This is a genomic window from Cupriavidus sp. TMH.W2 (genome assembly GCF_050847365.1).
GTDB lineage: Bacteria > Pseudomonadota > Gammaproteobacteria > Burkholderiales > Burkholderiaceae > Cupriavidus.
Window position 1 is genome coordinate 1,705,119 of record NZ_CP193793.1, and the last position, 23,675, is coordinate 1,728,793.

Consider the following 23,675-nt stretch of genomic DNA (forward strand, 5'->3'; position numbering starts at 1 on the left):
GGATGCTGCCGGAACACGAACTCGACGCCCTGCTTGGCGCACGCCACCACGACCCGTTTGCAGTACTGGGCCCGCATCCTGATGGCGACAGCACGTTGGTGCGCGTCTGCCTGCCGGGAGCGGCATCAGTGCAGCTGGCCGATGCCAGCGGATCACCGCTGGCGGACATGGAACGGCTGCATGGCGGCGGCGTCTTCGCCGCACGCCTGCAGCGCGCGCAGAAAGCCGATGCGGCCGGCTACCGGCTGCGCGTGCAATGGTCCGATGGCACCGAGCAATGCAGCGCCGATCCCTATGCCTTCGGCCTGCTGCTGGGCGAACTGGACCTGCACCTGATCGCCGAGGGCCGCCACTTCGAGCTGGGCGCCTGCCTCGGCGCGCAATGGCAGCGCGTGGACGGCATCGACGGCGTGCGCTTTGCGGTGTGGGCACCGAACGCGCGGCGCGTCTCGGTGATCGCGGACTTCAACGGCTGGCATCCGGCGCGGCACCCGATGCGGCTGCGCCATCCCAGCGGCATCTGGGAACTGTTCGTCCCTGCCGCACTGGGCGCGCAGCCGGGCAGCCGCTACAAATACGACCTGCTCGACCCGCACGGCACCGATCTGCCCGACAAGGCCGACCCGCTGGCGCAGGCCACCGAAGCGCCGCCCGCCACCGCATCGGTCGTCGCCGGGCCGGGGCAAGGCGCGCCGCCGTTTACCTGGCACGACGCCGCCTGGATGGCGCGCCGCGAAGCCGCCGACCCCTACAGCGCGCCGATGTCCGTCTACGAAGTCCATGTGCTGTCCTGGCTGCGCGCCGCCAATGACCCGCAACACGGCTGGGAAATCCTGGCCGACCGGCTGGTGCCGTATGTGCAAGAGCTTGGCTTCACCCATATCGAGCTGCTGCCCGTCACCGAGCACCCGTTCGGCGGCTCCTGGGGCTACCAGCCGCTGTCGCTGTATGCGCCCACCGCGCGCCTGGGGCCGCCGCAAGCCTTCGCCGCGTTTATCGACCGCTGCCACCAGGCCGGCATCGGCGTGATCCTGGACTGGGTGCCCGCGCACTTCCCCACCGATCCGCACGGGCTGGCGCGCTTCGACGGCACCGCGCTGTACGAGCACAAGGACCCGCGCGAAGGCTTGCACCAGGACTGGAACACGCTGATCTACAACCTCGGCCGCAACGAGGTGCGCGGCTTCCTGCTGGCCGGCGCGCTGCACTGGCTGGAGCACTTCCACGCCGACGGCCTGCGCGTCGACGCCGTGGCTTCCATGCTCTACCGCGACTACAGCCGCCAGCCGGGCCAGTGGGTGCCAAACCGCTTCGGCGGCCGCGAGAACCTCGAAGCCGTGGACTTCCTGCGCGAGCTCAACGCCGTGGTCCATGCGCGCTGCCCCGGTGCGCTGACCATCGCCGAGGAGTCCACCGCATGGCCCGGCGTGACCGCCAGCGTCGCCAGCGGCGGGCTCGGCTTCGACTTCAAATGGAATATGGGGTGGATGCACGATACGCTGCGTTACCTGGGCCATGAGCCCGTCCACCGTGCCTGGCATCACCAGGACATGACCTTCGGCCTGGTCTATGCCTGGTCCGAGGCCTTCGTGCTGCCGCTGTCGCACGACGAGGTGGTGCACGGCAAGGGCTCGATGATCGGCAAGGTGCCGGGCGACGACTGGCAGCGCTTTGCCGGCCTGCGCGCTTACTACGGCTTCATGTGGACGCACCCGGGCAAGAAGCTGCTGTTCATGGGCGGCGAGCTGGCGCAGTGGCAGGAATGGAACCACGATGCCGAGCTCGACTGGCCGCTGCTGGACCAGCCCATGCACCGCGGCGTGCATACGCTGGTGCGCGACCTGAACCGCCTCTACCGCGAACTGCCCGCGCTGCATGCGCTGGACCACAGCCCCGAGGGCTTCCACTGGGTGGTGGGCGACGACAACCACAACAGCGTGTTCGCATGGCTGCGCCGCGCCGGCCCCGACAGCCGCGAGGTGGTGCTGGTGGTGGTCAACATGACCCCGCTGCCGCGCTACAACTACCGCCTCGGGGTGCCATTTGCCGGCACCTGGCAGGAATGCCTGAATACCGATGCGGCCGTGTATGGCGGCAGCAACGCCGGCAACGGCGGCGCAGTGGCGGCAGTGGATGTGCCCTCGCACGGCCAGCCGGCTTCGCTCGCGCTGACGCTGCCGCCGCTGGCCACGCTGGTGCTGCGCTTCGATCAGACCAGCGGTACCCAGGGCGCATCGACATGACCCGCCAGTTTGCCGACCGGCTGCTGCCCGGCAAGCCCTATCCCCTGGGTGCCCACTGGGACGGCCTGGGGGTCAATTTCGCGGTGTTCTCCGCCCACGCCCCGCGCATCGACCTGTGCCTGTTCTCCGAAAACGGCCGCAAGGAGCTGGCGCGCCTGCCGCTGCCGGAATGCACCGACGAGATCTGGCACGGCTATCTGCCGAACGCCGCGCTAGGCACGCTGTACGGCTACCGCGCGCACGGTCCCTACGATCCCGCGCACGGCCACCGCTTCAACCCGCACAAGCTGCTGCTGGACCCGTATGCGCGGCAGCTGAGCGGACCGGTGCGCTGGTCGGATGCGCTGTTCGGCTACCGCCTGCAAAGCGCGCGCGGCGATCTCACGCCGGACCGCCGCGACAGCGCCCCGACCATGCCCAAGGCGGTGGTGGTGGACGAAAGCTTCCATTGGGGCGACGACCGCCCGCCGGCGGTGCCGTGGCCCGCCACCGTCATCTACGAAGCGCACCTGCGCGGCCTGTCGATGCTGCGCGGCGACCTGCTGCCCAACCTGCGCGGCACCTTCGCCGCACTGTGCGATCCGCGCTTCATCGACCACCTCTTGCAACTCGGGGTGACCACCGTCGAACTGCTGCCGGTGCACGCCATCCTGCAGGACCGCTTCCTGCTCGAACGCGGCCTGCGCAACTACTGGGGCTACAACACCCTGGCGTACTTCGCACCGGAGCCGGCCTATCTCGGCACCGGCCAGCTGCAGGAGTGCAAGGTGGCGCTGCGGCGCCTGCACGCAGCCGGCATCGAGGTCATCCTGGACGTGGTCTACAACCACACCTGCGAAGGCAACGAACTGGGACCGACGGTGTCCTGGCGCGGGCTGGACAACGCCAGCTACTACCGGCTGATGCCGGGCGACGAGCGCCACTACATCAACGACACCGGCTGCGGCAACACCCTCAACCTGGCGCATCCGCGCGTGCTGCAGATGGTGCTGGACTCGCTGCGCTACTGGGTGCAGTGCTGCCACGTCGACGGCTTCCGCTTCGACCTGGGCAGCACGCTGGGGCGCGAGGGCAATGGCTTCGACGCGGGCGCGGGCTTTTTCGATGCGCTGATGCAGGACCCGGTGCTGAGCCGCGTCAAGCTGATCTCCGAGCCGTGGGACCTGGGTCCCGGCGGCTACCAGCTGGGCAACCACCCGCCCGGCTTTGCCGAGTGGAACGACAAGTTCCGCGACGTGACCCGCCGCTTCTGGCGCGGCGATGCCGGCCACCGCGGCGAGCTGGCGGCGCGGCTGGCGGCGTCGGCCGACCTGTTCGACCGCCGCCGCCGCCGCCCGTGGGCCAGCATCAACTTCATCACCGCGCACGATGGCTTCACCCTGGCGGACCTGGTCAGCTACAGCAGCAAGCACAATGAGGCCAACGGCGAAGACAACCGCGACGGCACCGACGATAACGCCAGCGCCAACTGGAGCCCGGACGGCAGCGTGGAAGGTCCTACCGACGACCCGGATATCCTGATGCGGCGCCAGCGCGTGGCGCAGGCGCTGATGGCCACGCTGCTGCTGTCGCAGGGCACGCCGATGCTGACCGCCGGCGACGAGTGGGGCCGCGGCCAGCACGGCAACAACAACGCCTACTGCCAGGACAACGAGATCTCGTGGCTGGACTGGAAGCAGGCCCAGACGCCCGGCGCGCAACCGCTGCAGCACATGGTGCGCCGCCTGCTGGCCCTGCGCCGGCGGATGCATGCCCTCGCCGGCGACCGCTTTGCGCACGGGCGCGAGGAACCGGCGCATGGCATTGCCGACATTGCCTGGTTCGATACCGACGGCAAGCCGCCCACCCCGGAGGAATGGACCGACCCGGAGATCCGCACGCTCGCGCTGCGCCGCGCGGCCGCGCCGCCCCAGCCGGAGCGCGCGCAGCTGGGCTCGCTGGCGCAAGAGGAAGAGTGTGATGCCGACGCCGTGCAGGTAACCCTGCTGCTGCTCAATGCCGGCGACGCCGAAGCATGCTTCCAGCTGCCCGAGCCCGCGCTCGCCTGGACGCTGCTGTTCGACAGCAGCCGGCCCGACGCCACCGAGGCCGAGCTTGCGGGCGAAGCGGTCGCCACCAGCCAGCCGGTGGCGGGCCACTCGCTGGTGCTGCTGGCGGCGCAGGCGCGCAGCCGCCATAGTGCGCCCCAGGAAAGCCCGCCGCTGGGCGCACCGCAGGAGACACAGGCGTGAGCCCGCGCGCCACCCGCCACGCCGCACCCGCGCCGCTGCATGCGCTGGCGCTGCGCGCTGGCCTGCTGCCGCAGTGGACGGATGCCTGGAACCAGCCCCAGACGGTCTCGGATGCAGCGCTGCGGCGCGTGCTGGACGGCCTGGGCCTGCCTTGCGCCACCACTGGCCAGTGCGAGGCGTCGCGCGCATGGCTCATCGCCGATGACGCCGCGCACGCGCTGCCGCCGCTGGTCACCGCCGAGCGTGGCCAGCCGGTGGCGGTGCCGTGGCCGCATACGCTGCCGCGGCGCGCCTACCGGCTGACGCTGGAGGACGGCGCCATCGTCACCGGCACCGCGGTGCGCGGCCACGATGACAGCGCGCGCGCGCGCGACGGCGCCATGCTGCTGCCGGCCATCGACGTTTGCGGCTACCACCGCCTGGAGCTGGGCGATGCGCACACCGTGCTGGCAATCGCGCCGCCGCGCTGCTACGGCGTCGCCGATGCGCTGCGCCACGCCGGCCGCGCGGGCGAGCCGTCCCGGCCCTGGGGGCTGGCGGTGCAGCTGTACAGCCTGCGCCGCGGCGCGCCTTGCGGCATGGGCGATCTGAGCGCGCTGGCGCAGTGCTGCATCAGCGCAGCCGGCGCCCGCGCCGATGCCGTGGCCATCAACCCGCTGCACGCCGGCTTTGCCGCGCTGCCCGAGCGCTACAGCCCGTATGCGCCGTCCAGCCGGCTGTTCCTGAATCCGCTCTATGCCGACCCCGCCGCGCGGTTCGGGCAGGCCTCGGTGGACGCGGCCATCGCCGCCCTGGGCGCTGGCGAGGCCCTGGCCGCGCTGGAAGCGCGCAGCGAGATCGACTGGATCGCGCTGGCGCCGCTGCGCTACGCCATCCTGCGCTGGCTCTGGGAGCGCCGCGAGACGCTGCTGGCGCGCGCGGCGCTCGCTGACTGCGCCGCCTTTCGCGCGCGCGGCGGCACCGCGCTGCACGCACATGCCTGCTACGAGGCGATCCAGGCGCAGCGGCTGGCCGACAGCGCAAACGGCAAAAATCACAACGCCGCGCCTGACTGGCGCTGCTGGCCGGTCACGCTGCGCTCGCCCGGCGACGCCGCCGTGGCGGCCTTTGCACAGGCCCATGCGGACGAGGTTGCCTGCCACGCCTTTCTGCAATGGATCGCCGCCGACGGCATGGCACGCGCGCAGCGCGCGGCGTGCGATGCGGGCATGGCGGTCGGCATCGTCTGCGATCTGGCGGTGGGCGCCGACCCTGGCGGCAGCCAGGCCTGGACGCGGCAACAGGAAATCCTGGCAGGCTTCCATGCCGGCGCGCCGCCGGACCTGTACAACCCGCTCGGGCAGGACTGGGGCGTGGCGGTGTTCTCGCCGCGCGGGTTGCGCCGCCACGGCTACGCCGCCTTCCTGGAAATGCTGCGCGCCAACCTGGCCCATGCCGGCGGGCTGCGCATCGACCATGTGCTGGGCCTGGCGCGCATGTGGCTGGTGCCGGCCGGTGCCCCGGCGAGCGACGGCGCCTACCTGCGCTATCCGCTGCAGGACCTGTTGCGGCTGGTGGCGCTGGAGTCATGGCGGCACCGCGCCATCATCATCGGCGAGAACCTGGGCACAGTGCCGCCGGAGCTGAATGCGGCGCTGTCGGCGCATGGCGTGCTGGGCATCGACGTGCTGTGGTTCCAGCGCGAAGAGAGCCCGCAAGCCGATCCCGCGCAGGCATCCCGCCGCGTTCCCGACCCTGCGGCCGACCCGGTGCCGGCCTTCATGCCGCCCGCCGCCTGGCCGCCCGATGCCATCGCCACCACCTCGACGCACGACCTCCCCACAGTCACCGGCTGGTGGGCCGGCCGCGACCTGGCGTGGCGCGGCCGGCTGCGCCTGCTGCCGCCCGGCGAAACCGTCGAACAGGCGCAAGCCGGCCGTGCGCGCGAGCGCAACGCGCTATGGCAGGCGCTGTGCGCAGCGGGACTGTGCAGCGGCACCGTGCCCGACCCCTCCCATGCCCCGCTCGATGCCGTGCTGGCGTGGCTGGGCACGGCCCGCGCCGCCATGCGCGTGATGCCGCTGGAAGACCTGCTGGGCGAAACCGAGCAGCCCAACCTGCCCGGCACCACCAGCGTCCATCCCAACTGGCAACGCAGGCTCGATGCCGATGTGCGTGCGCTGTTCGATACCCCGGCGCTACGCGCACGGGCCGATGCCGTGCGCGGCACCAAAAGTGCCGCGCGCGAGACCAGCGCCGCGGTCCGTCCGCGCACGCACCGCACCATCCGCTAAGCTTGACCCACCCCCATGCGCAGGAGCCCGCCATGACGGAAGCCTTCCGCCCCGAACCTGCCGACGACACCCGCACTGCGCTGTCCGGCGCCAGCCTGCGCCGGGCCTTTCTCGATCACGTGTTCCATACCCAGGGCAAGCTGCCCGGCCATGCCAGCCAGAACGACCTCTACCAGGCGGCCGCGCATACCGTGCGCGACCGCCTGGTGCAGCGCTGGATCAGCACCGCCGAAGCCTACCTGGGCCAGCCCTCGCGCACTGTCGCCTACCTGTCCGCCGAGTTCCTGATGGGTCCGCACCTGGGCAACAACCTGATCAACCTGGGCATCTTCGACGAAGTGCGCGAGGCCATGGCCGCGGCCGGTCTGGATCTCGGCCGCATCCTGGACCAGGAGGTCGAGCCGGGGCTGGGCAACGGCGGCCTGGGCCGGCTGGCAGCCTGCTTCATGGATTCGCTCGCGACGCTTGAAATCCCCGCGCTCGGCTATGGCATCCGCTATGAATACGGCATCTTCCAGCAGACCATCATGGACGGCATGCAGGTGGAGAAGACCGATACCTGGCTGCGCAACGGCAATCCATGGGAGATCCAGCGCTCGGAATGGGCGGTGCAGGTGCGCCTGGGCGGGCACACCGAGCACTACACCGACGACCGCGGCCACTACCGCGTGCGCTGGGTGCCGGCCAAGACCGTGACGGGCGTGCCGTTCGATTCACCGATCCTGGGCTACCGCGTCAATACCGTGAACACCCTGAGGCTGTGGCGCGCGGATGCCACCGAGGCGTTCGACTTCCATACCTTCAACCGCGGCGACTACCTCGGCGCGGTCAGCAAGAAGGTCACCTCGGAGAACCTGACCAAGGTCCTCTACCCCAACGACGAAACCAGCCAGGGCAAGGAGCTGCGGCTGGAGCAGCAGTACTTCTTCGTCGCCTGCTCGCTGCAGGACATGCTGCGGCTGCTGGCCGTCGACGGCATCCCCGTGGCGCGCTTCCACGAGAAGTTCGCGGTGCAGCTCAATGACACCCACCCGGCGGTGGGCATTGCCGAACTGATGCGGCTGCTGGTCGACGAACACGACCTGCCCTGGCACGAGGCCTGGCAGATCACGCAGAACGCCTTTGCCTACACCAACCACACGCTGCTGCCCGAGGCGCTGGAGCAGTGGCCGCTGCCGCTGTTTGGCCGGGTGCTGCCGCGCCACCTGGAGATCATCCTGGAGATCAACGCGCGCTTCCTGGACGAGGTGCGGATCCGCTTCTACGGCGACGAATCGCGCCTGGCGCGGCTGTCGCTGATCGGTGAGAACGGCGAACGGCAGGTGCGCATGGCCAACCTGGCGTGCGTGGGCAGCCACGCCGTCAACGGCGTGGCAGAGCTGCACTCGCGCCTGATGCGCGAGGACGTGCTCAAGGATTTCTACGACATGTGGCCGGAGAAATTCACCAGCATCACCAACGGCGTGACGCCGCGGCGCTGGCTGGCGCTGTCCAACCCGCGGCTGACGCGGCTGGTGTCGGACGCGATCGGCGATGGCTGGATCTCGGACCTGGAGCAACTGCGCGCGCTGGAACCCCATGCGGACGACGCCGGCTTCCGCGAGCAATGGCAGGCCGCGCGGCTGGCCAACAAGACGGACCTGGCGCAACTGATCCGCGACACCACTGGCGTGGTGGTGGACCCTTCGTCCATGTTCGATGTGATGGTCAAGCGCATCCACGAGTACAAGCGCCAGCATTTGGCCGTGCTGCATGTGATTGCGCTGTATCACCGCATCAAGTCCGACCCGGGCGCGCAGATCCCGCCGCGCACCTTCCTGTTCGGCGGCAAGGCGGCGCCCGGCTATGCCTATGCCAAGCTGATGATCCGCTTCATCACCTCGGTGGCCGACGTGGTCAACCGCGACCCGCAGGTGCGCGACCGGCTCAAGGTGGTGTTCCTGCCCAACTTCAATGTCACCTACGGGCAGCGCATCTACCCGGCGGCGGACCTGGCCGAGCAGATCTCGCTGGCGGGCAAGGAGGCTTCCGGCACCGGCAACATGAAGTTCGCGATGAATGGCGCACTGAACATCGGCACCATGGACGGCGCCAATATCGAACTGCGCGAGGCCGTGGGCAACGACAACTTCTTCCCGTTCGGCCTGACCGCGCCCGAAGTCTATGCGCTGCGTGCCAACGGTTATGACCCCGCGGCCTACTACCACAGCAACCCGCAGCTGCGCGCGGTGATCGACCTGGTCCAGCAAGGCTTCTTCTCGCGCGGCGACCCGGCGCTGTTCCGTCCGTTGTTCAACCCGCAGCAGGGGCACGACCCCTACCTGCTGATGGCCGATTTTGCCTCTTACATGGAATGCCAGCAGCTGGTATCGGATGCCTTTACCGATCCGCAGCGCTGGCAGCGCATGTCAGTGCTGTCGTGCGCACGCTCGGGCAGGTTTTCCTCGGACCGGGCGATCCGCGAGTATTGCGAGCGCATCTGGAAGGTCGAACCCGTGCCGGTGCGGCTGCTGCACCACGCCAGCGGCACGCCGTGGCAGGCCGAGTCGGGATCAGCGGCCCGCGCGCAGCCTGACGCACGTGGCCTCGCTGCAGGCTGATCGCCACGGGCGCAAAGCCCAGGGTAGTTTCTACAATGTCCCATGTAACAAAGCCTGCGGCGCGACCTGCGGCAGGCTTGCGCGCCGCGCCGCGAATGCGCCGTTCCGCGGGCACGGAGTTCGCATCGGATTGGGGCCGGCTGTCTGGCCGGCTCGCCTTGCACCGCCTCCTTGACACCCCTGAAGGCAGGAGCCGAATTTGAACGCCAACCAATTTCTTCTAGCCCCCGGCGCCAGGTCAACAGTGCCCAGCCTGGCCCCGCGCGATTGCTTTGCCGCGCCTTCGGCATCCGCCTTCTCCTCCAACGACGAACATTTGCAGGACTATCTGTTCGGGCCGGTCTGGCTGCCCGACGGGCGCGTGCGGTTCCGGCTGTGGGCACCGGACGCGGCCGAACAGGGGCAGGCCGTGCGCCTGGAAGTTGCCGGGCTGGGTCCGGCGCATATGGCGTGCGGGGCCAACGGCTGGTTCGAGGCCATCGCGCCGTGCTGTGAAGGGGCGCGCTACTGGTTCCGGCTCGACGACGGCACCACCGTGCCGGACCCGGCGTCGCGCTGGCAGGCCGACGACGTGCACGGGCCCAGCATCGTGCCCGCCCCGGACGCCGCGGGCGCTTTTGCGTGGACATGCCCGGACTGGCGCGGGCGCCCCTGGCACGAAGCGATCATCTATGAAATGCACGTGGGGCTGTGTGGCGGCTTTGCCGGCGCCGCCCGGCAACTGCCGCGGCTGGCCGCGCTGGGCTTCACGGCAGTCGAGCTGATGCCGGTCGCCGAATTTCCCGGCACGCGCAACTGGGGCTACGACGGCGTGCTGCCGTTTGCGCCGGAGTCCGGCTATGGCACGCCGGACGAACTGCGCGCCCTGGTCGACCGCGGCCACCAGCTTGGCATGATGGTGCTGCTGGACGTGGTCTACAACCACTTCGGGCCGGAAGGCAACTATGTGCACCGCTACGCCAGCGCATTCTTCCGCGCCGACCGGCAGACTCCGTGGGGCCCGGCCATCGATTTCCGCCAGCCGCAGGTGCGGCGCTTCTTCACCGAGAACGCGCGCTACTGGCTGGAGCAGTTCCGCTTCGACGGCTTGCGGCTCGATGCCGTGCACGCCATCGAAGACGAAGGCTGGCTGGCGGCACTGCCGGGCGAACTGCGCGCCATGCTGGCCGCGGGCGGCGGCGCCGACCGCCATCTCCACCTGGTGCTGGAAAACGACAACAACGATGCCCGCCTGCTGGCCGAGGGCTATGACGCACAGTGGAACGATGACGCCCACCATGCGCTGCACGTGCTGCTGACCCGTGAGGAAGACGGCTATTACCGCGACTACGCCTCCTGTCCGGATGTCGAGGGTGACGCGCCTGGGCCGCCCGGGCGCGGCCAGCCTGCGCTGTGTCACCTGGCGCGCGTGCTGGGCGAAGGCTTCGCCTACCAGGGCGAGTTGTCATCTTTCCGCTCCGCCGCAGGGCACGACGTGCGCCGCGGCCAGCCCAGTGCGCACCTGCCGCCCACGGCCTTTGTCTGCTTCCTGCAGAACCATGACCAGGCCGGCAACCGCGCGCTGGGCGAGCGGCTGACCAGCCTGGCGGATCGCGACGCGCTGCGTGCGGCCGTGGCACTCCAGCTGCTGTGCCCGCAGGTGCCGCTGGTGTTCATGGGCGAGGAGACCGGCACGCAGCGGCCCTTCCTGTACTTCACCAGCCATCCGCCGGAACTGGCCCGCGCCGTGCGCGACGGGCGCCGCCGCGAGTTCGCCGCCACCGCCGCGTTCCGCGACGATGCGCGCGCCGCGGCGATCCCCGATCCCAACGACCCGGCCACCTTCGAGGCCTCGCGCCCCGAATTTGATGACGATGGCGACTGGACGCCATACTACCGCGAGCTGCTTGGCGTGCGGCGCCGCGAGCTGCTGCACCGGCTGGCCGGCTGCCAGAGTGCCGGCGTGGATATCCTGGGTCCGGCGGCGTTGTGCGCGCGCTGGCGGCTGACGGACGGCATGACGCTGAGCCTGTGGCTGAACCTGGGCAGCGAAGCCGTGCCGTGCACGCGCCCGTGCCGCGACATGAGCACGGCGCTGCATGAGAGCATCGCCGGCGCGGCGGCCGCCCTGTCGGCCGGCATGCTGCCGCCGCGGTCCTGCGTCGCCACCGTGTGCGAGCCCGCCGCGGCCCGCGCCCGATGATGCCTGCCGGCGCGCCGCAAACCCTGCCGCGCGCCACGGCCCGGGTGCAGCTGCACCCGGGATTCACCTTTGGCGATGCTGCGGCCGTGGTTGGCTACTACGCCGCGCTCGGCATCAGCCACCTGTACCTGTCGCCGGTCTGCTGCGCGCGGCCGGGCTCCACTCATGGCTATGACGTCACGGACTTCACCCGCGTGCGCGCCGAGCTGGGCGGAGAGTCCGGTCTGAAGGCGCTGGCCGCGCGCGCCCGCGACGCCGGCCTCGGCCTGATCCTGGATATCGTGCCCAACCATATGGCGGCCGACGCCACCCACAACGGCTGGTGGCGCGACGTGCTGACGCATGGCCGCGCCAGCCGCTTTGCCGCGTGCTTCGACATCGACTGGGCCTCGCGCAATCCGGTGCTGCACGGCAAGGTCCTGCTGCCGATCCTGGGCCAGTCGTACTGGGACACGATGGTCGCCGGCGAGCTGCGCTGGGTCCCCGCTAGCGGCGATGCCCCCGCCCACCTGCGCTATTTCGACCACTCGCTGCCGCTCGCGCCAGGCAGCGTGGAGGCCAAGGCAGAAACCGCGTGGTACGACACCACGCAGGCCGAAGGCCGCGGCCGGCTTCACGCGCTGCTGGAGCGCCAGCACTACCGGCTGGCCTGGTGGCGCACCGCCGCCGCTGCGCTGAACTGGCGGCGTTTCTTCGAAATCAGCGACCTGATAGGGGTGCGCGAGGAAGACCCGCAGGTGTTCGACGCGGTCCATGCACTGGTTTTCCGCCTGCTGAGCGAAGGCTGGATCGACGGCGTGCGCGTGGACCATGTCGACGGACTGGCCGATCCCGCGGGCTACTGCCGCCGGTTGCGCGCCGAACTGGACCGCCACGCCGCCGCGCGCCCGCCGCTGTTGCGGCTCGAACATCCGTGGCTGGTGGTCGAGAAGATCCTGGGCCCGCGCGAGCGTCTGGCGCCGGACTGGCAGGTGCACGGCACCACCGGCTACGACTTCATGGATGACGTCTGCGCGGTGCTGCACGACAGCAACGGCGAGGCGCCACTGGGTGCGTTGTGGGCCTCCGTCAGTGGCGATGCACGCTCCTATGCCGCGCATGTCGAGGCCGCGCGGCGGCAGGTGCTGGAGCGGCACCTGGTGACGGAATTCGAAGGCATCGCAGCCTGCCTGCTTGACTGCGCGGAGCAAGAGCCCGGCACTCGCGACCTCACCGGCGCAGCGCTGCGGCGCGCGCTGGCTGCACTGATGGCGGCGGTGCCGCGCTACCGCAGCTACTTCGATGCGCAGCCGGCCGAACGCGATGCCGTCGCGGCCCATGCCGATGACGCCATGCTGGACCAGGCCATGCAGGCGGCGCGCGCCGGCCTGGCTCCCGAGGAGGCCGTCGCACTGGCCTTTATCGGCGGCTGTCTGCGCACGGCCGCGCCGCCCGACAGCGAAACCGGGGAACTGCGCCGCCGCCTGCAGCAGCTGATGCCGGCGCTGGCGGCCAAGGCTGGCGAAGATACCGCGTTCTACCGCTATGGCCGGCTGCTGTCGCGCAACGAGGTGGGCAGCGATCCGGACCGCCTGGCGATGCCGCCCGCGCAGTTCCACGCGCGCATGGCGGCGCGGCGCCTGGCCTGCCCCGATGCCATGCTGGCCACCGCGACCCACGACCACAAGCGCGGTGAAGACGCGCGCATGCGCCTGGCCGTGCTGAGCGAGGTGCCGGGCGCCTGGGCCGGCGCCGTGGCCGCATGGGAGCGCGAATGCGCGCCCCTGCTGTCCACCCTGCTGCCGCGGGCGCCGGACCCTGGCGACAGGCTGATGCTGTACCAGACCCTGGCCGGCGCGTGGCCGATGGAAGACATCGGGCACCTGGCAGACACCAGCGCCCTCGAGGCCTTGCTTGCGCGCGTGTCCGCGTGGCAGCACAAGGCCATCCGCGAAGCCAAGCGCCACGGCAACTGGACCTGCCCCGACACGGAATACGAAGCCGCCTGCGAAGCCTTCCTGCGCGGCATCGCGGCAGCCTGGCCACAGGGCGTGCTGGCGCAGATCGGCCGGTTTGCACAACACATTGCCGTGGCCGGCGCCGTCAACAGCCTGGCGCAGGTGCTGGTGCAGCTGACCGCGCCGGGTATCCCCGACCGGTACCAGGGCTGCGAAGGCTGGGACCTGAGCCTGGTGGACCCGGACAACCGGCGCCAGCCGGACTATGCGCGGCTGCAGGCGCGCCTGGGTTGCAGCGCAGGCTGGGCGCACTGGCTGGCGCACTGGCGCGACGGTCGCATCAAGCAGCAGCTGGTGCGGCAGGTGCTGACCGTGCGCCGCGCGCATCCAGCGCTCTTTGCCGACGGGCACTACGACATGCTGGCCGCGCAGGGCACGCTGGTGCCCCAGGTGCTGGCCTTTGCGCGCACCGCGCACGCGTGCCAGGCCATCACGGTGGTGACACGGCTGGCGGCCGCGCGGGTAGATCCGACCGTGCCGCGCATTCCGCCCGCAAGCTGGGGCGACACCACACTGAACGTGGGGGCGCCGCAGCACAGCCGCTGGACCGATGCGCTGACCGGCCATGCGCTCGACGCGCCCATGGGCCGGCTGCGGCTGCGCGAGGTGCTGGGCGGCTTGCCGGTGGCACTGCTGCTGCGCGAGCCCTGATCGCTCAGGACTCCTGCGGCGGCGCGGTCTGCCCCACGATCGGCGTCAGCGGCCCATGCGGATGGAGCGGTACGCCATGCGGTGCCGCACGTGGCACCGCATGCGGCGCGGCATGGCCGTGCTGCGGCGGGTGCGCATCGTCCGGCGGCTCGCGTGCTGCCTGGCTTGGCGAAGCACTGCGGTCCTGCGGCAAGTAGGGCCGGATCACGACGGCAACGTAATCGTCTTCCTTCGGCGTCACGACGATATACGCCAGCCCCGACATCACCAGGCCGACTTCGCCCAGTTCGGTGGCGATGCGCGCCACGATAAAGCGCTGCAACAGCAGCGGGTTGACGCTGTCGTCAATCGCAAGCGCGGCGGTGCAGATGGTCAGGAAGCAGCGCTCGACTTCGCGGCACACGACCACCACCTCATCGATGGCATAGCCGGCGCGGCTGGCGCGGACCAGCACGGAAACGCCCGAGCTGGGCGCGGCACGGTGCCAGCCGGGCTCGACCTTGAAGCTGGGCAGGGCGAGACCGGAACCGGTGTCCTGCGCGACGGTATTGAAGCGCTGGGCGAAATCGGACGGCGTGATCGCAAGCAACTGACGCTCCACCGGCGCCGAAGACACCGAGACGGACGAGGCCAGGACCACGGTGGACAGAATGCTGGCTAAGTTCATGGCTACCTCGCGACGGATGATCAGCTCCCCCCGGCTGCGCTGTCATGCCCGGCGGCACGCGGGGCATGACAGGTGCCGCCGCGGCAATGGGGCCGGCGCTGCGGGCTGTGCTCGGCCGGCACATGCCGCACGCCAGTTCTTGCCAGCATTTCCTTCACTATAGACAGCACCGCACGCAAGCACAGGACGGTACGCAAGCGATACGCCAGGGCATGGGGCAGTACGTCCGCACCGTGGTGCCCGGGCGCAGCGGGAACGAAGCTTGCAGGTCACTGGCTGATGCGGGCCAGGAGCCGCCCTGCCCGCCACCATGTACAGGAGGAACCTCATGACCCCACGCCCCCGCTTCCGCATCGCCCGTCTGGCGCTGCCCCTGGCGGCGCTGGCGATAGCCGCTTCCCGGGCCGTCCCCGCCGCCCCGACCGACGCTCCCGCGGCGCCGTCTTCCACCGGCCGCACCGCTGCGCCGCGCGATACCGAAGCCGCCAGCGACCGCGCCATCACCGCCGAAGTGCGCGCGCGCCTGGCCAATGCAAGGTCGCCGGACCTGGCGAGAATCCGCGTATCCACCACCGACGGCGTGGTCAAGCTGGAAGGCACCGTGCGCGACGAGAAACAGCGTACGATGGCAATGGAACTGGCGCGTTCGGTGCGCGGCGTGAGTGCCGTATCCGATGAATTGCGCGCCGGTACCGACTGACCGGCAGCGCCAGGCAACCTTCATGGAGACGCCATGAGCACCCATCGCCAGCCCGACCATGACACCACCCGTCGCCGCAGCGAGCCGCGCGACCCGCACAAGGGTGGCCCGGACACCGAGCATGAACGCGGCAAGCCCGGGCGCGACCGGCGCCACAACCTCGAGCATGAGCATGACATCCCCGACGAGAACCGCGCGCCGCCTTCGGTCAGGCACTCCGGCAAGCCCGAGGAAAGCCAACAGCCAGTGGAGAACTACTGATTCCGACCGACCAACCGGACAGGAGGCACCATGAGCAAGACCGTACGTACCCGCCGCACCGGCGCGCGCCACGGTGACCGCGTAGGCGGCGCAGCGCCTGCGCCGCGCGAAGGCGCACAGGCCTCGGCGGGCCGCCGTTCGCGCGAGCACACTGCGTCCGGCGCCGCGCGCGCCGACGCCGGCTATATCCCCAGCACGCTCGACCCCGATTTCGAACCGGAAACCGACGATATCGAGGAAGAAATCGAGGAGCGCGAGCATGAAGCCCACACGGCGCAGGACGAGGAGAGCCCCGAGGAAGAGATCGCCGATGAAGTCATGCATGCTGCCGAAGACCTGCCGGCCGAGGTGCCGGTCGACAAGGCCGACCACACCGATCAGCGCGAGGAACACCCGCCCCGTACGCGTTAGGCTGCGCTGTGCAAGGCCGCTGCCTGCAGCCCGAAGCAGGCCAGCAGCGGCAGGTGGCCGGAGGGCACGCGTGCCAGCGGCGAGCGATAGCTCGTCACTGACACCGGATGCGCGCAGCGGCAGTGCAGCGCAACTGCGTATCGGCTACCGCGGGCCACCGCGCCGGCGTCGCCCGGGTCACGCGCCTGGGCAGGATTTACAAGGAGTGGTAAGTCCGGTTGCATTCGCAAGGCCGGTCGCTATGTGACGGGGCCGGTGTCTTTATCCCCTCAGGCCCCATCCAGGAACTTGTTGGGCTTGCCGACACGGCGGCCCAGGTCAGGACTTTCCCAGCGCGCGCCGTCCATGTATGGGTCCGGGCTGCGCTGCATGGTCGTGCCGGGCATGCCAGGCTGTGCCGGGGCGGTCGATGGCTCGGCCTCCGGCGCAGGTGCAGCCGGTGCCAGGTCGGTACGCGTCGGCGCATTGGCGCCTTGCGTGTACGGGTCGAATTTGTCGGTGCTGCGCGCGCCCTGCGAATACGGGTCATAGGTGCCGCGCGGCGTACCCGGCGTCTGTGCCATGGCGGGGATCGCTGCCGCGGCCAGGGCCACGGCAGCCAGAAATTGGCTGGTGCGGACAAGCTTCATGGTTACCTCCGATACGCGCAATATGCGCGCCAGTAACCATGGGCAAGCGAAAGGCGTGCCCGTACGCCCTTCGCTGCACCAGTTTCTCTCAGGCGATGCCGACTTTGCCGGCCTTGCCGGCCTCCGCATTGCCCCGCGCCAGCACCGGCACCAACGCCGCCCCGGTATGGCTGGCCTTGTTGCGTGACAGGGCCTCAGGATCGGCCGCGCCGACAATGGTGCCACCGCCCGCCCCCCCTTCGGGACCGAGGTCGATGATCCAGTCGGCCTCGGCAATCACGTCGAGGTCATGCTCGATCACCACCACGCTGTGCCCGCCGTCCGTGAGCCGGTGCAGCACTCGGATCAGGCGCGCTACATCGGCCATGTGCAGGCCCACGGTGGGCTCGTCCAGCACGTACAGCGTGTGCGGCGCCTTCTGGCCGCGGCGCGTGATGTCGTCGCGCACCTTGCTCAGCTCGGTGACCAGCTTGATGCGCTGCGCCTCGCCGCCCGACAGCGTCGGCGACGGCTGGCCCAGCGTCAGGTAGCCCAGGCCCACGTCCTTCATCAGCTGCAGCGGATGGGCGATGTTCGACATGGCGGAGAAGAACTCCACCGCCTCGTCGATCTCCATCGTCAGCACGTCGCCGATATTCTTGCCGCGCCAGGTCACCGCCAGGGTCTCGGGGTTGAAGCGCTGGCCGTGGCAAACATCGCACGGCACCTTCACGTCCGGCAGGAAGCTCATGCCGATGGTGCGCACGCCCTGCCCTTCGCACGCCGGGCAGCGCCCGTCGCCGGTGTTGAACGAGAAGCGCGACGCGCTGTAGCCACGTGCGCGCGCTTCCAGCGTGTCGGCAAAGAGCCGGCGGATGGTGTCCCACACGCCGATATAGGTGGCCGGGCACGAGCGCGGCGTCTTGCCGATCGGGGTCTGGTCCACCTCGAGCACGCGGTCGATCGGCTCCCAGCCGGTGATGGCATTGCACCCGTGCCAGTTGTGCTCGACATTGAGCGGCTTCCTGACGGTTGACTTTGCCGCCCTGGCCTCATCCTTCGCCGCATTGCGCGCGCGCCGGGTCGCCGGCGACGACAACACCGAACGCCCCACCGCATCGAGCAGGTTGGTCATCAGCACATCGCGCGCCAGCGTGGACTTGCCCGAACCGGACACGCCGGTGATTGCCACCAGCCGCGACAGCGGAATCCGTGCCGTCACCTTGCGCAGGTTATGCAGCGACGCGCCGTGCACGGTCAGCCATTCCGGCGGATCGGCCGGCTTGCCGGCGGCGCCGGGCTTCACCGTGCGCCGGGCCTGCAGCGGATGGATGATCGGGTGGGCCAGGAACTGGCCAGTGGTGGAGTCCGGCGCCGCGGACAGTTCAGCCACGCCGCCCTGCGCCACCAGCGTGCCGCCGCGTTTGCCCGCGCCGGGACCGATGTCGATGATATGGTCGGCGCGGCGGATGGTGTCTTCGTCATGCTCGACCACCACCAGCGTATTGCCCTTGTCGCCCAGCTTGCGCAGCGCATCCAGCAGGATCTGGTTGTCGCGCGGATGCAGGCCGATGGTGGGCTCGTCCAGCACGTAGCAGACGCCCTGCAGGTTGCTGCCCAGTTGCGCGGCCAGGCGGATGCGCTGGGCCTCGCCGCCAGACAGGCTCGGCGCGGCGCGGTCCAGGCTCAGGTAGCCCAGCCCCACTTCTTCCAGAAACTGCAGGCGGCTGCCGATCTCGCTGATCACATCGCGCGCGATCTCGGCATCGCGCCCGGCCAGGCGCAGGCCATCGACCCAGCGGCGGGTATCGGACACGGTCCACTGGGCCACGTCGACAATGGCGTTCTCATCGAAGGTCACCGCGCGCGCCACCAGGTTCAGGCGCGTGCCATGGCAGTCCGGGCACGGCGTATCGACCACGCCTTCGGGTTCCTGCTCTTCCGACGGCAGGCTCTGCTCGCGGCCGCGGTTGTCGTCGGCCAGCACCGTATCGTCGAACGCCGCGCGCTGTTCGCGCGTCAGCGCCAGCCCGGTGCCCACGCAGGTGGTGCACCAGCCGTGCTTGCTGTTGTACGAGAACATGCGCGGGTCCAGCTCAGGATAGCTGGTGCCGCACACCGGGCAGGCACGCCTGGTCGAGAACACCTTGACCTCGCCCACATGCGCGGTGCCACCGTTGTGCATGGCATCGTGCAGGCCGTCCAGCGGTGCCAGCAGGTGCATCACGCCCTTGCCGGCCTCGAGCGCCTGCGCCAGCAGCGCGCGCAGCTCGGCCTCGTTGTCGGGCGAGACCACCAGGTCGCCCACCGGCAGCTCGATGGTGTGCTCGCGGAAGCGGTCCAGCCGTGGCCACGGATCGACCGGCAGGAATTCGCCGTCGACGCGCAGGTGCGTATTGCCGCGTGCCTTGGCCCACTTGGCCAGGTCGGTATAGACGCCCTTGCGGTTGACCACCAGCGGCGCCAGCATCCCCACGTGCTGGCCGCGATGGTCGCGCAGCAGCTGCGCGGCGATCGACTCCGGACTCTGCGACGTCACCGGCGCGCCGTCATGCACGCAATGCTGGATGCCCAGCTTGACGTACAGCAGGCGCAGGAAGTGCCAGACCTCGGAGGTGGTCGCCACCGTGCTCTTGCGGCCGCCGCGCGACAGGCGCTGCTCGATCGCGACCGTGGGCGGGATGCCATAGACCGCGTCGACCTCGGGCCGGCCCGCCGGCTGCACGATGGAGCGAGCATAGGCGTTGAGCGATTCCAGGTAGCGGCGCTGGCCTTCGTGGAACAGGATGTCGAAGGCCAGCGTCGACTTGCCCGACCCGGACACGCCGGTAACGACGTTGAACTTGCCGTGCGGGATATCGACGTTGAGCGCCTTCAGGTTGTGCTCATGCGCATTGACGATGCGCACCACGTCCTCGCCCTCCACCTCGCGGCGCGCGCGCCGTGCCTGCAGCGCAGCCTGCAGCGGCACGCCTTCGATCCCGGCGCGCTCGGCGGCCAGCGTGCCGGCCTGGCCCAGCGCCGCGTCATAGTGGATCAGCGCCTGGCCGGTATGCGATCCGGCGCAGCGCTTCACGTCTTCCGGGGTGCCGGTGCAGACCACGCGCCCGCCGGCATCGCCGCCCTCGGGGCCAAGGTCGATCAGCCAGTCGGCGGCGCGGATCACGTCAAGGTTGTGCTCGATCACGATCAGCGAATGGCCGCCGTCCAGCAGCTTGCCGAAGGCGCGCATCAGCTTGGCGATATCGTCGAAGTGCAAACCCGTGGTCGGCTCGTCGAACATGAACAGGCGGCGCGGCATGGCGCTGGGACGGGTTCTGGACGGCGTTGCCTGCGCGGCTTCGGCAAGGAAGCCGGCCAGCTTCAGGCGCTGCGCCTCGCCGCCCGACAGCGTCGGCACGGGCTGGCCCAGCTTCACGTACTCGAGGCCCACGTCGACAATGGGCTGCAGCACGCGCAGCACCGCGGGGTCCGCGGCAAAGCAGGCGGCGGCTTCGCTGACGGTCAGCTCCAGCACGTCGGCAATGCTCAGCAGGCGCGGCAGCTGGCCCGGGACCGCGCGCTCGATCTTCACCTCCAGCACTTCCGGGCGGTAGCGGGTGCCGTCGCAGTCCGGGCAGCGCAGGTAGACGTCGCTCAGGAACTGCATCTCGACATGCTCGAAGCCCGAGCCGCCGCAGGTCGGGCAACGCCCGTCGCCCGAGTTGAAGCTGAAGGTGCCAGCGGTATAACTGCGCTGCAGCGCCAGCGGCGCCTTGGCGAAGATCTTGCGGATCTCGTCGAACGCGCCAACGTAGCTGGCCGGGTTGGAACGCGCCGTCTTGCCGATCGGCGACTGGTCGACAAAAACCACATCGTCGACCAGCTCCGCGCCGGTCAGCTTGCGATATGCGCCCGGCGATTCGGTGGCCTTGCCGAAGTGCCGCGCCATGGCCGGATGCAGCACGTCCTGCAGCAGCGTGGACTTGCCCGAACCCGACACACCGGTCACGCATACCAGCCGCTGCAGCGGGATCTCGACCGTGACGTCCTGCAGGTTGTGTTCGGTGGCGCCTTCCAGCACGATGCGCGGCAGCTGGGCATCCACCGGCCGGCGCTGCCAGTGCGAGGCATCGGCCACGCGCCGGCGCCCGCCCAGGTATTCGCCGGTCAGCGTGCCAGCGTTGCGAATGTCCGCCGGCGTGCCGTCGAAGATGATATTGCCGCCACGCTCGCCCGGGCCGGGGCCCATGTCGATCAGGCGGTCGGCGGCCAGCATGACGGACGGGTCGTGCTCCACCACCACCAGCGTGTTGCCCGCGTCGCGCAGCCGGTGCATGGCCTCGACAATGCGGTGCAGGTCGCGCGGGTGCAGGCCGATGCTGGGCTCGTCCAGCACGAACAACGTGTTGACCAGCGAGGTGCCCAGCGCCGTGGTCAGGTTGATGCGCTGCACCTCGCCGCCGGACAGCGTGCGGCTCTGGCGGTCCAGCGTCAAATAGCCCAAACCCACGTCGCACAGGTATTTCAGGCGCGTGCGCACCTCGGCCAGCAGCAGCTTGAGGGCATCGTCCAGCATCGCGCTGGGCAGGGTCAGGTCGTCGAAGAAACGGCGGATGCGCTCGATCGGCAGCAGCATCAGGTCATGCACGGTCAGGCCGGGCAGCGCCTCCAGTTGCGTGCGATCCCAGTCCACCCCGCGCGGCAGGAAGCGGCGCTGGGGCGCCAGCACGGCATCGGCATTGTCCTTCGAGCCCAGGCGCCACAGCAGCGACTCGGTCTTCAGGCGCGCGCCGCCGCAGGTATCGCACGGCGTATAGCTGCGGTACTTCGACAGCAGCACGCGGATGTGCATCTTGTAGGCCTTCGACTCCAGGTAGTTGAAGAACCGCATCACGCCGTACCAGTGCTTGTTCCACTGGCCGTTCCAGTCCGGCGAGCCGTGGATGACCCAGTGGCGCTCAGCCTCGGTCAGCTCCGCCCACGGCGTGTCGCGCGCAATGCCGGCCTTGGCGGCGTAGCGCATCAGGTCATCCTGGCACTCCTTCCACGCGGGGGTCTGCATCGGCTTGATCGCGCCGCCGCGCAAGGTCTTGCGCGCGTCGGGGATCACCAGGCCAAGGTCGACGCCGATCACGCGGCCGAAGCCGCGGCAGGTTTCGCACGCACCGTAGGCGGAGTTAAATGAGAACAGCGCCGGCTGCGGGTCGGCATAGCGCAGGTCGCTGTCCGGGCTGTGCAGGCCGGTCGAGAAGCGCCATACCGGACCGTCGTCGCCATCGGCCAGCACGTAAATATTGACGCGCCCGCCGCCGCGCTTGAGCGAGGCCTCGATGGCCTCGACCACGCGCACTTTCTCGGCGTTGCCGACGCGGAACCGGTCCGCCACCACGTCGAGCATCTTGCGCGCGCCCGTGGGCGACTGCACCACGCGCTGCGCCTGCACGCGGGTATAGCCGCTGACGGACAGCCACTGCTGGACTTCCTCGTCAGTGGCCGATTCCGGCAATTCCACCGGGAAGGTCACCACCAGGCGCGCGTCGTGGTGCGGCTGGCCCGCGGCCGTGCGCGCCACCAGTTCGGCGTAGATGGTCTCGGGCGAGTCATGGCGCACCGGCTGCGCGGTCTGCTTGTCGAACAGCTCCGCCGCGCGCGCGTAGAGCAGCTTCAGGTGGTCATTCAGCTCCGTCATCGTGCCCACGGTGGAGCGCGAGCTGCGCACCGGGTTGGTCTGGTCGATGGCAATGGCCGGGGGCACGCCGTCCACGCGCTCCACCTGGGGCCGGTCCATCCGGTCCAGGAACTGGCGGGCGTAGGCGCTGAAAGTCTCGACGTAGCGGCGCTGCCCTTCGGCATAGAGCGTGTCGAACACCAGGCTGGACTTGCCCGAGCCGGACGGCCCGGTCACCACGGTCATCTCGCCGGGACGCAGGTCGAGATCGACATCCTTGAGGTTGTGCTGGCGGGCGCCGCGAATGCGGATTAGCTGCTTGCTCGACACGATTTCTCTTTCGAATCAGGACGTTAAGGAAGAGACGGGTGGGCAGCCCGACTACTGTACATCCATACAGTCTATCAGGTTGGAAAAGAATTGGTATCGATCGCGTCGCTTGGAATCAGACAAGTGACGGTGTGGCGTGAGAGGTGAGCGGCTTTGATGAATGCTCGCCCAGGCCAATGCCTGGTTTTCGCTATATTGCTATTTATCGATTACCGGTATACGATATGATCCAGTCATTCAGATGTTCCGACACCTTTGAACTGTTCGCGGGCCGCTGTGTGCCGCGCTTCGCCCATGTCTGCGACGTCGCCCGGCGCAAGCTCACCATGCTTGACGATGCGATGACCCTGGAATACTTGCGCTCGCCGCCGGGCAACCGGCTGAAGCTGCTGACCGGGGATCGCAAGGGCCGCTACAGTATCCGCATCAACAATCAGTGGCGGATTTGCTTCATCTGGACCCATGACGGCCCGGCGGCCGTCGAGATCATCGACTATCACTGAGGACTACAGCCATGGCCCAATTCAAGGACGGCATGCCGCCCATCCACCCAGGCGAAATCCTGCGCGAGGAGTACCTGGTGCCGCTGAACATGAGCGCCAACGCGCTGGCGCTGGCGCTGCGCGTGACCGCGGCCCGCATCAATGAGATCGTGCGCGAGGAGCGCGGCATTACACCGGACACGGCGCTGCGGCTGGCGCGCTATTTCGGCGGCGATGCGCGCTCGTGGATGAACCTGCAGTTGCGCTATGACCTGAAGGTCGCTGAGCGCGACCATGGCGAGCGGATCAAGGCGGAAGTGGCGCCGCGCGACCCGGCGCCGGCGCAAGCGGGTCAATCGCCGGCAGCGGAGTAACCAGCGGGCATGCCC

Annotated in this window: 14 protein-coding genes; 11 read left to right on the forward strand and 3 right to left on the reverse strand. The window is 69.7% G+C overall.

All coding sequences use genetic code 11. The annotated features are described in order from the left end of the window. Nucleotides 1-2 precede the first annotated feature (2 nt). From glgB to treY, 6 genes are all read left to right on the forward strand, one after another. Nucleotides 3-2,243 carry a 1,4-alpha-glucan branching protein GlgB gene (gene glgB, locus ACREYQ_RS25255; RefSeq protein WP_432262652.1) on the forward strand — a complete coding sequence of 747 codons (2,241 nt, stop codon included), beginning with the start codon at nucleotides 3-5 and terminating at the stop codon, nucleotides 2,241-2,243. Continuing rightward, entirely contained in the window at nucleotides 2,240-4,474 is a 2,235-nt protein-coding gene (gene glgX / locus ACREYQ_RS25260; protein ID WP_432260722.1) for a glycogen debranching protein GlgX, read from the forward strand. The genes glgB and glgX overlap by 4 nt, the downstream gene beginning before the upstream one ends. After that, entirely contained in the window at nucleotides 4,471-6,747 is a 2,277-nt protein-coding gene (gene malQ, locus ACREYQ_RS25265) for a 4-alpha-glucanotransferase (protein ID WP_432260723.1), read from the forward strand. The genes glgX and malQ overlap by 4 nt, the downstream gene beginning before the upstream one ends. Before the next feature lie 32 nt (nucleotides 6,748-6,779). Beyond that, a complete protein-coding gene (locus ACREYQ_RS25270; RefSeq protein WP_432260724.1) occupies nucleotides 6,780-9,347 on the forward strand; it encodes a glycogen/starch/alpha-glucan phosphorylase in 2,568 nt (855 codons plus the stop codon). A gap of 199 nt (nucleotides 9,348-9,546) precedes the next feature. Further along, the gene (gene treZ, locus ACREYQ_RS25275; protein WP_432260725.1) at nucleotides 9,547-11,529 is read left to right on the forward strand and encodes a malto-oligosyltrehalose trehalohydrolase; all 1,983 of its coding nucleotides are present in this window, start codon (nucleotides 9,547-9,549) and stop codon (nucleotides 11,527-11,529) included. Beyond that, nucleotides 11,529-14,177: a malto-oligosyltrehalose synthase gene (gene treY / locus ACREYQ_RS25280; protein ID WP_432262653.1), complete on the forward strand. Its 2,649-nt coding sequence runs from the start codon at nucleotides 11,529-11,531 to the stop codon at nucleotides 14,175-14,177. The genes treZ and treY overlap by 1 nt, the downstream gene beginning before the upstream one ends. Before the next feature lie 4 nt (nucleotides 14,178-14,181). Here the strand turns inward: treY and ACREYQ_RS25285 are convergent, their stop codons facing one another. After that, nucleotides 14,182-14,844: a malto-oligosyltrehalose synthase gene (locus ACREYQ_RS25285; protein ID WP_432260726.1), complete on the reverse strand. Its 663-nt coding sequence runs from the start codon at nucleotides 14,842-14,844 to the stop codon at nucleotides 14,182-14,184. Between the two features lie 328 nt (nucleotides 14,845-15,172). On the opposite strand from ACREYQ_RS25285, the gene ACREYQ_RS25290 reads away from it, so the two are divergent. From ACREYQ_RS25290 to ACREYQ_RS25300, 3 genes are read left to right on the forward strand one after another with little or no spacing between them, the layout of a single operon-like run. Further along, nucleotides 15,173-15,544 (forward strand): BON domain-containing protein, encoded by a 372-nt coding sequence (locus ACREYQ_RS25290; RefSeq protein ID WP_432260727.1) that lies wholly within the window; start codon nucleotides 15,173-15,175, stop codon nucleotides 15,542-15,544. 33 nt (nucleotides 15,545-15,577) lie between these two features. Beyond that, nucleotides 15,578-15,805 carry a hypothetical protein gene (locus tag ACREYQ_RS25295; protein ID WP_432260728.1) on the forward strand — a complete coding sequence of 76 codons (228 nt, stop codon included), beginning with the start codon at nucleotides 15,578-15,580 and terminating at the stop codon, nucleotides 15,803-15,805. Between the two features lie 30 nt (nucleotides 15,806-15,835). Next, nucleotides 15,836-16,216: a hypothetical protein gene (locus ACREYQ_RS25300; protein WP_432260729.1), complete on the forward strand. Its 381-nt coding sequence runs from the start codon at nucleotides 15,836-15,838 to the stop codon at nucleotides 16,214-16,216. Between the two features lie 269 nt (nucleotides 16,217-16,485). Here ACREYQ_RS25300 and ACREYQ_RS25305 read toward each other — a convergent pair whose 3' ends face one another. Both ACREYQ_RS25305 and uvrA read right to left on the reverse strand, forming a co-directional pair. Continuing rightward, a complete protein-coding gene (locus ACREYQ_RS25305) occupies nucleotides 16,486-16,845 on the reverse strand; it encodes an endonuclease (RefSeq protein WP_432260730.1) in 360 nt (119 codons plus the stop codon). 88 nt (nucleotides 16,846-16,933) lie between these two features. After that, on the reverse strand, nucleotides 16,934-22,804 hold the full coding sequence (gene uvrA, locus ACREYQ_RS25310) for an excinuclease ABC subunit UvrA (protein ID WP_432260731.1): 5,871 nt from the start codon (nucleotides 22,802-22,804) through the stop codon (nucleotides 16,934-16,936). Between the two features lie 224 nt (nucleotides 22,805-23,028). Between uvrA and ACREYQ_RS25315 the strand changes: the two genes are divergently transcribed. Together ACREYQ_RS25315 and ACREYQ_RS25320 are read left to right on the forward strand one after the other, a co-directional pair. Then, entirely contained in the window at nucleotides 23,029-23,307 is a 279-nt protein-coding gene (locus ACREYQ_RS25315; protein ID WP_432262654.1) for a type II toxin-antitoxin system RelE/ParE family toxin, read from the forward strand. An 11-nt stretch (nucleotides 23,308-23,318) separates the two neighbouring features. Beyond that, entirely contained in the window at nucleotides 23,319-23,660 is a 342-nt protein-coding gene (locus tag ACREYQ_RS25320) for a HigA family addiction module antitoxin (RefSeq protein ID WP_432260732.1), read from the forward strand. Nucleotides 23,661-23,675 lie beyond the last annotated feature (15 nt).

What these genes read in the sequence shown, in the direction of transcription:
- glgB (WP_432262652.1), top strand. Translation starts at nt 3, where the DNA reads ATGCTGCCGGAACACGAACTCGACGCCCTGCTTGGCGCACGCCACCAC.
- glgX (WP_432260722.1), top strand. Translation starts at nt 2,240, where the DNA reads ATGACCCGCCAGTTTGCCGACCGGCTGCTGCCCGGCAAGCCCTATCCC.
- ACREYQ_RS25270 (WP_432260724.1), top strand. Translation starts at nt 6,780, where the DNA reads ATGACGGAAGCCTTCCGCCCCGAACCTGCCGACGACACCCGCACTGCG.
- treY (WP_432262653.1), top strand. Translation starts at nt 11,529, where the DNA reads ATGCCTGCCGGCGCGCCGCAAACCCTGCCGCGCGCCACGGCCCGGGTG.
- ACREYQ_RS25285 (WP_432260726.1), bottom strand. Translation starts at nt 14,844, where the DNA reads ATGAACTTAGCCAGCATTCTGTCCACCGTGGTCCTGGCCTCGTCCGTC.
- ACREYQ_RS25290 (WP_432260727.1), top strand. Translation starts at nt 15,173, where the DNA reads ATGACCCCACGCCCCCGCTTCCGCATCGCCCGTCTGGCGCTGCCCCTG.
- ACREYQ_RS25295 (WP_432260728.1), top strand. Translation starts at nt 15,578, where the DNA reads ATGAGCACCCATCGCCAGCCCGACCATGACACCACCCGTCGCCGCAGC.
- ACREYQ_RS25300 (WP_432260729.1), top strand. Translation starts at nt 15,836, where the DNA reads ATGAGCAAGACCGTACGTACCCGCCGCACCGGCGCGCGCCACGGTGAC.
- ACREYQ_RS25305 (WP_432260730.1), bottom strand. Translation starts at nt 16,845, where the DNA reads ATGAAGCTTGTCCGCACCAGCCAATTTCTGGCTGCCGTGGCCCTGGCC.
- ACREYQ_RS25315 (WP_432262654.1), top strand. Translation starts at nt 23,029, where the DNA reads ATGATCCAGTCATTCAGATGTTCCGACACCTTTGAACTGTTCGCGGGC.
- ACREYQ_RS25320 (WP_432260732.1), top strand. Translation starts at nt 23,319, where the DNA reads ATGGCCCAATTCAAGGACGGCATGCCGCCCATCCACCCAGGCGAAATC.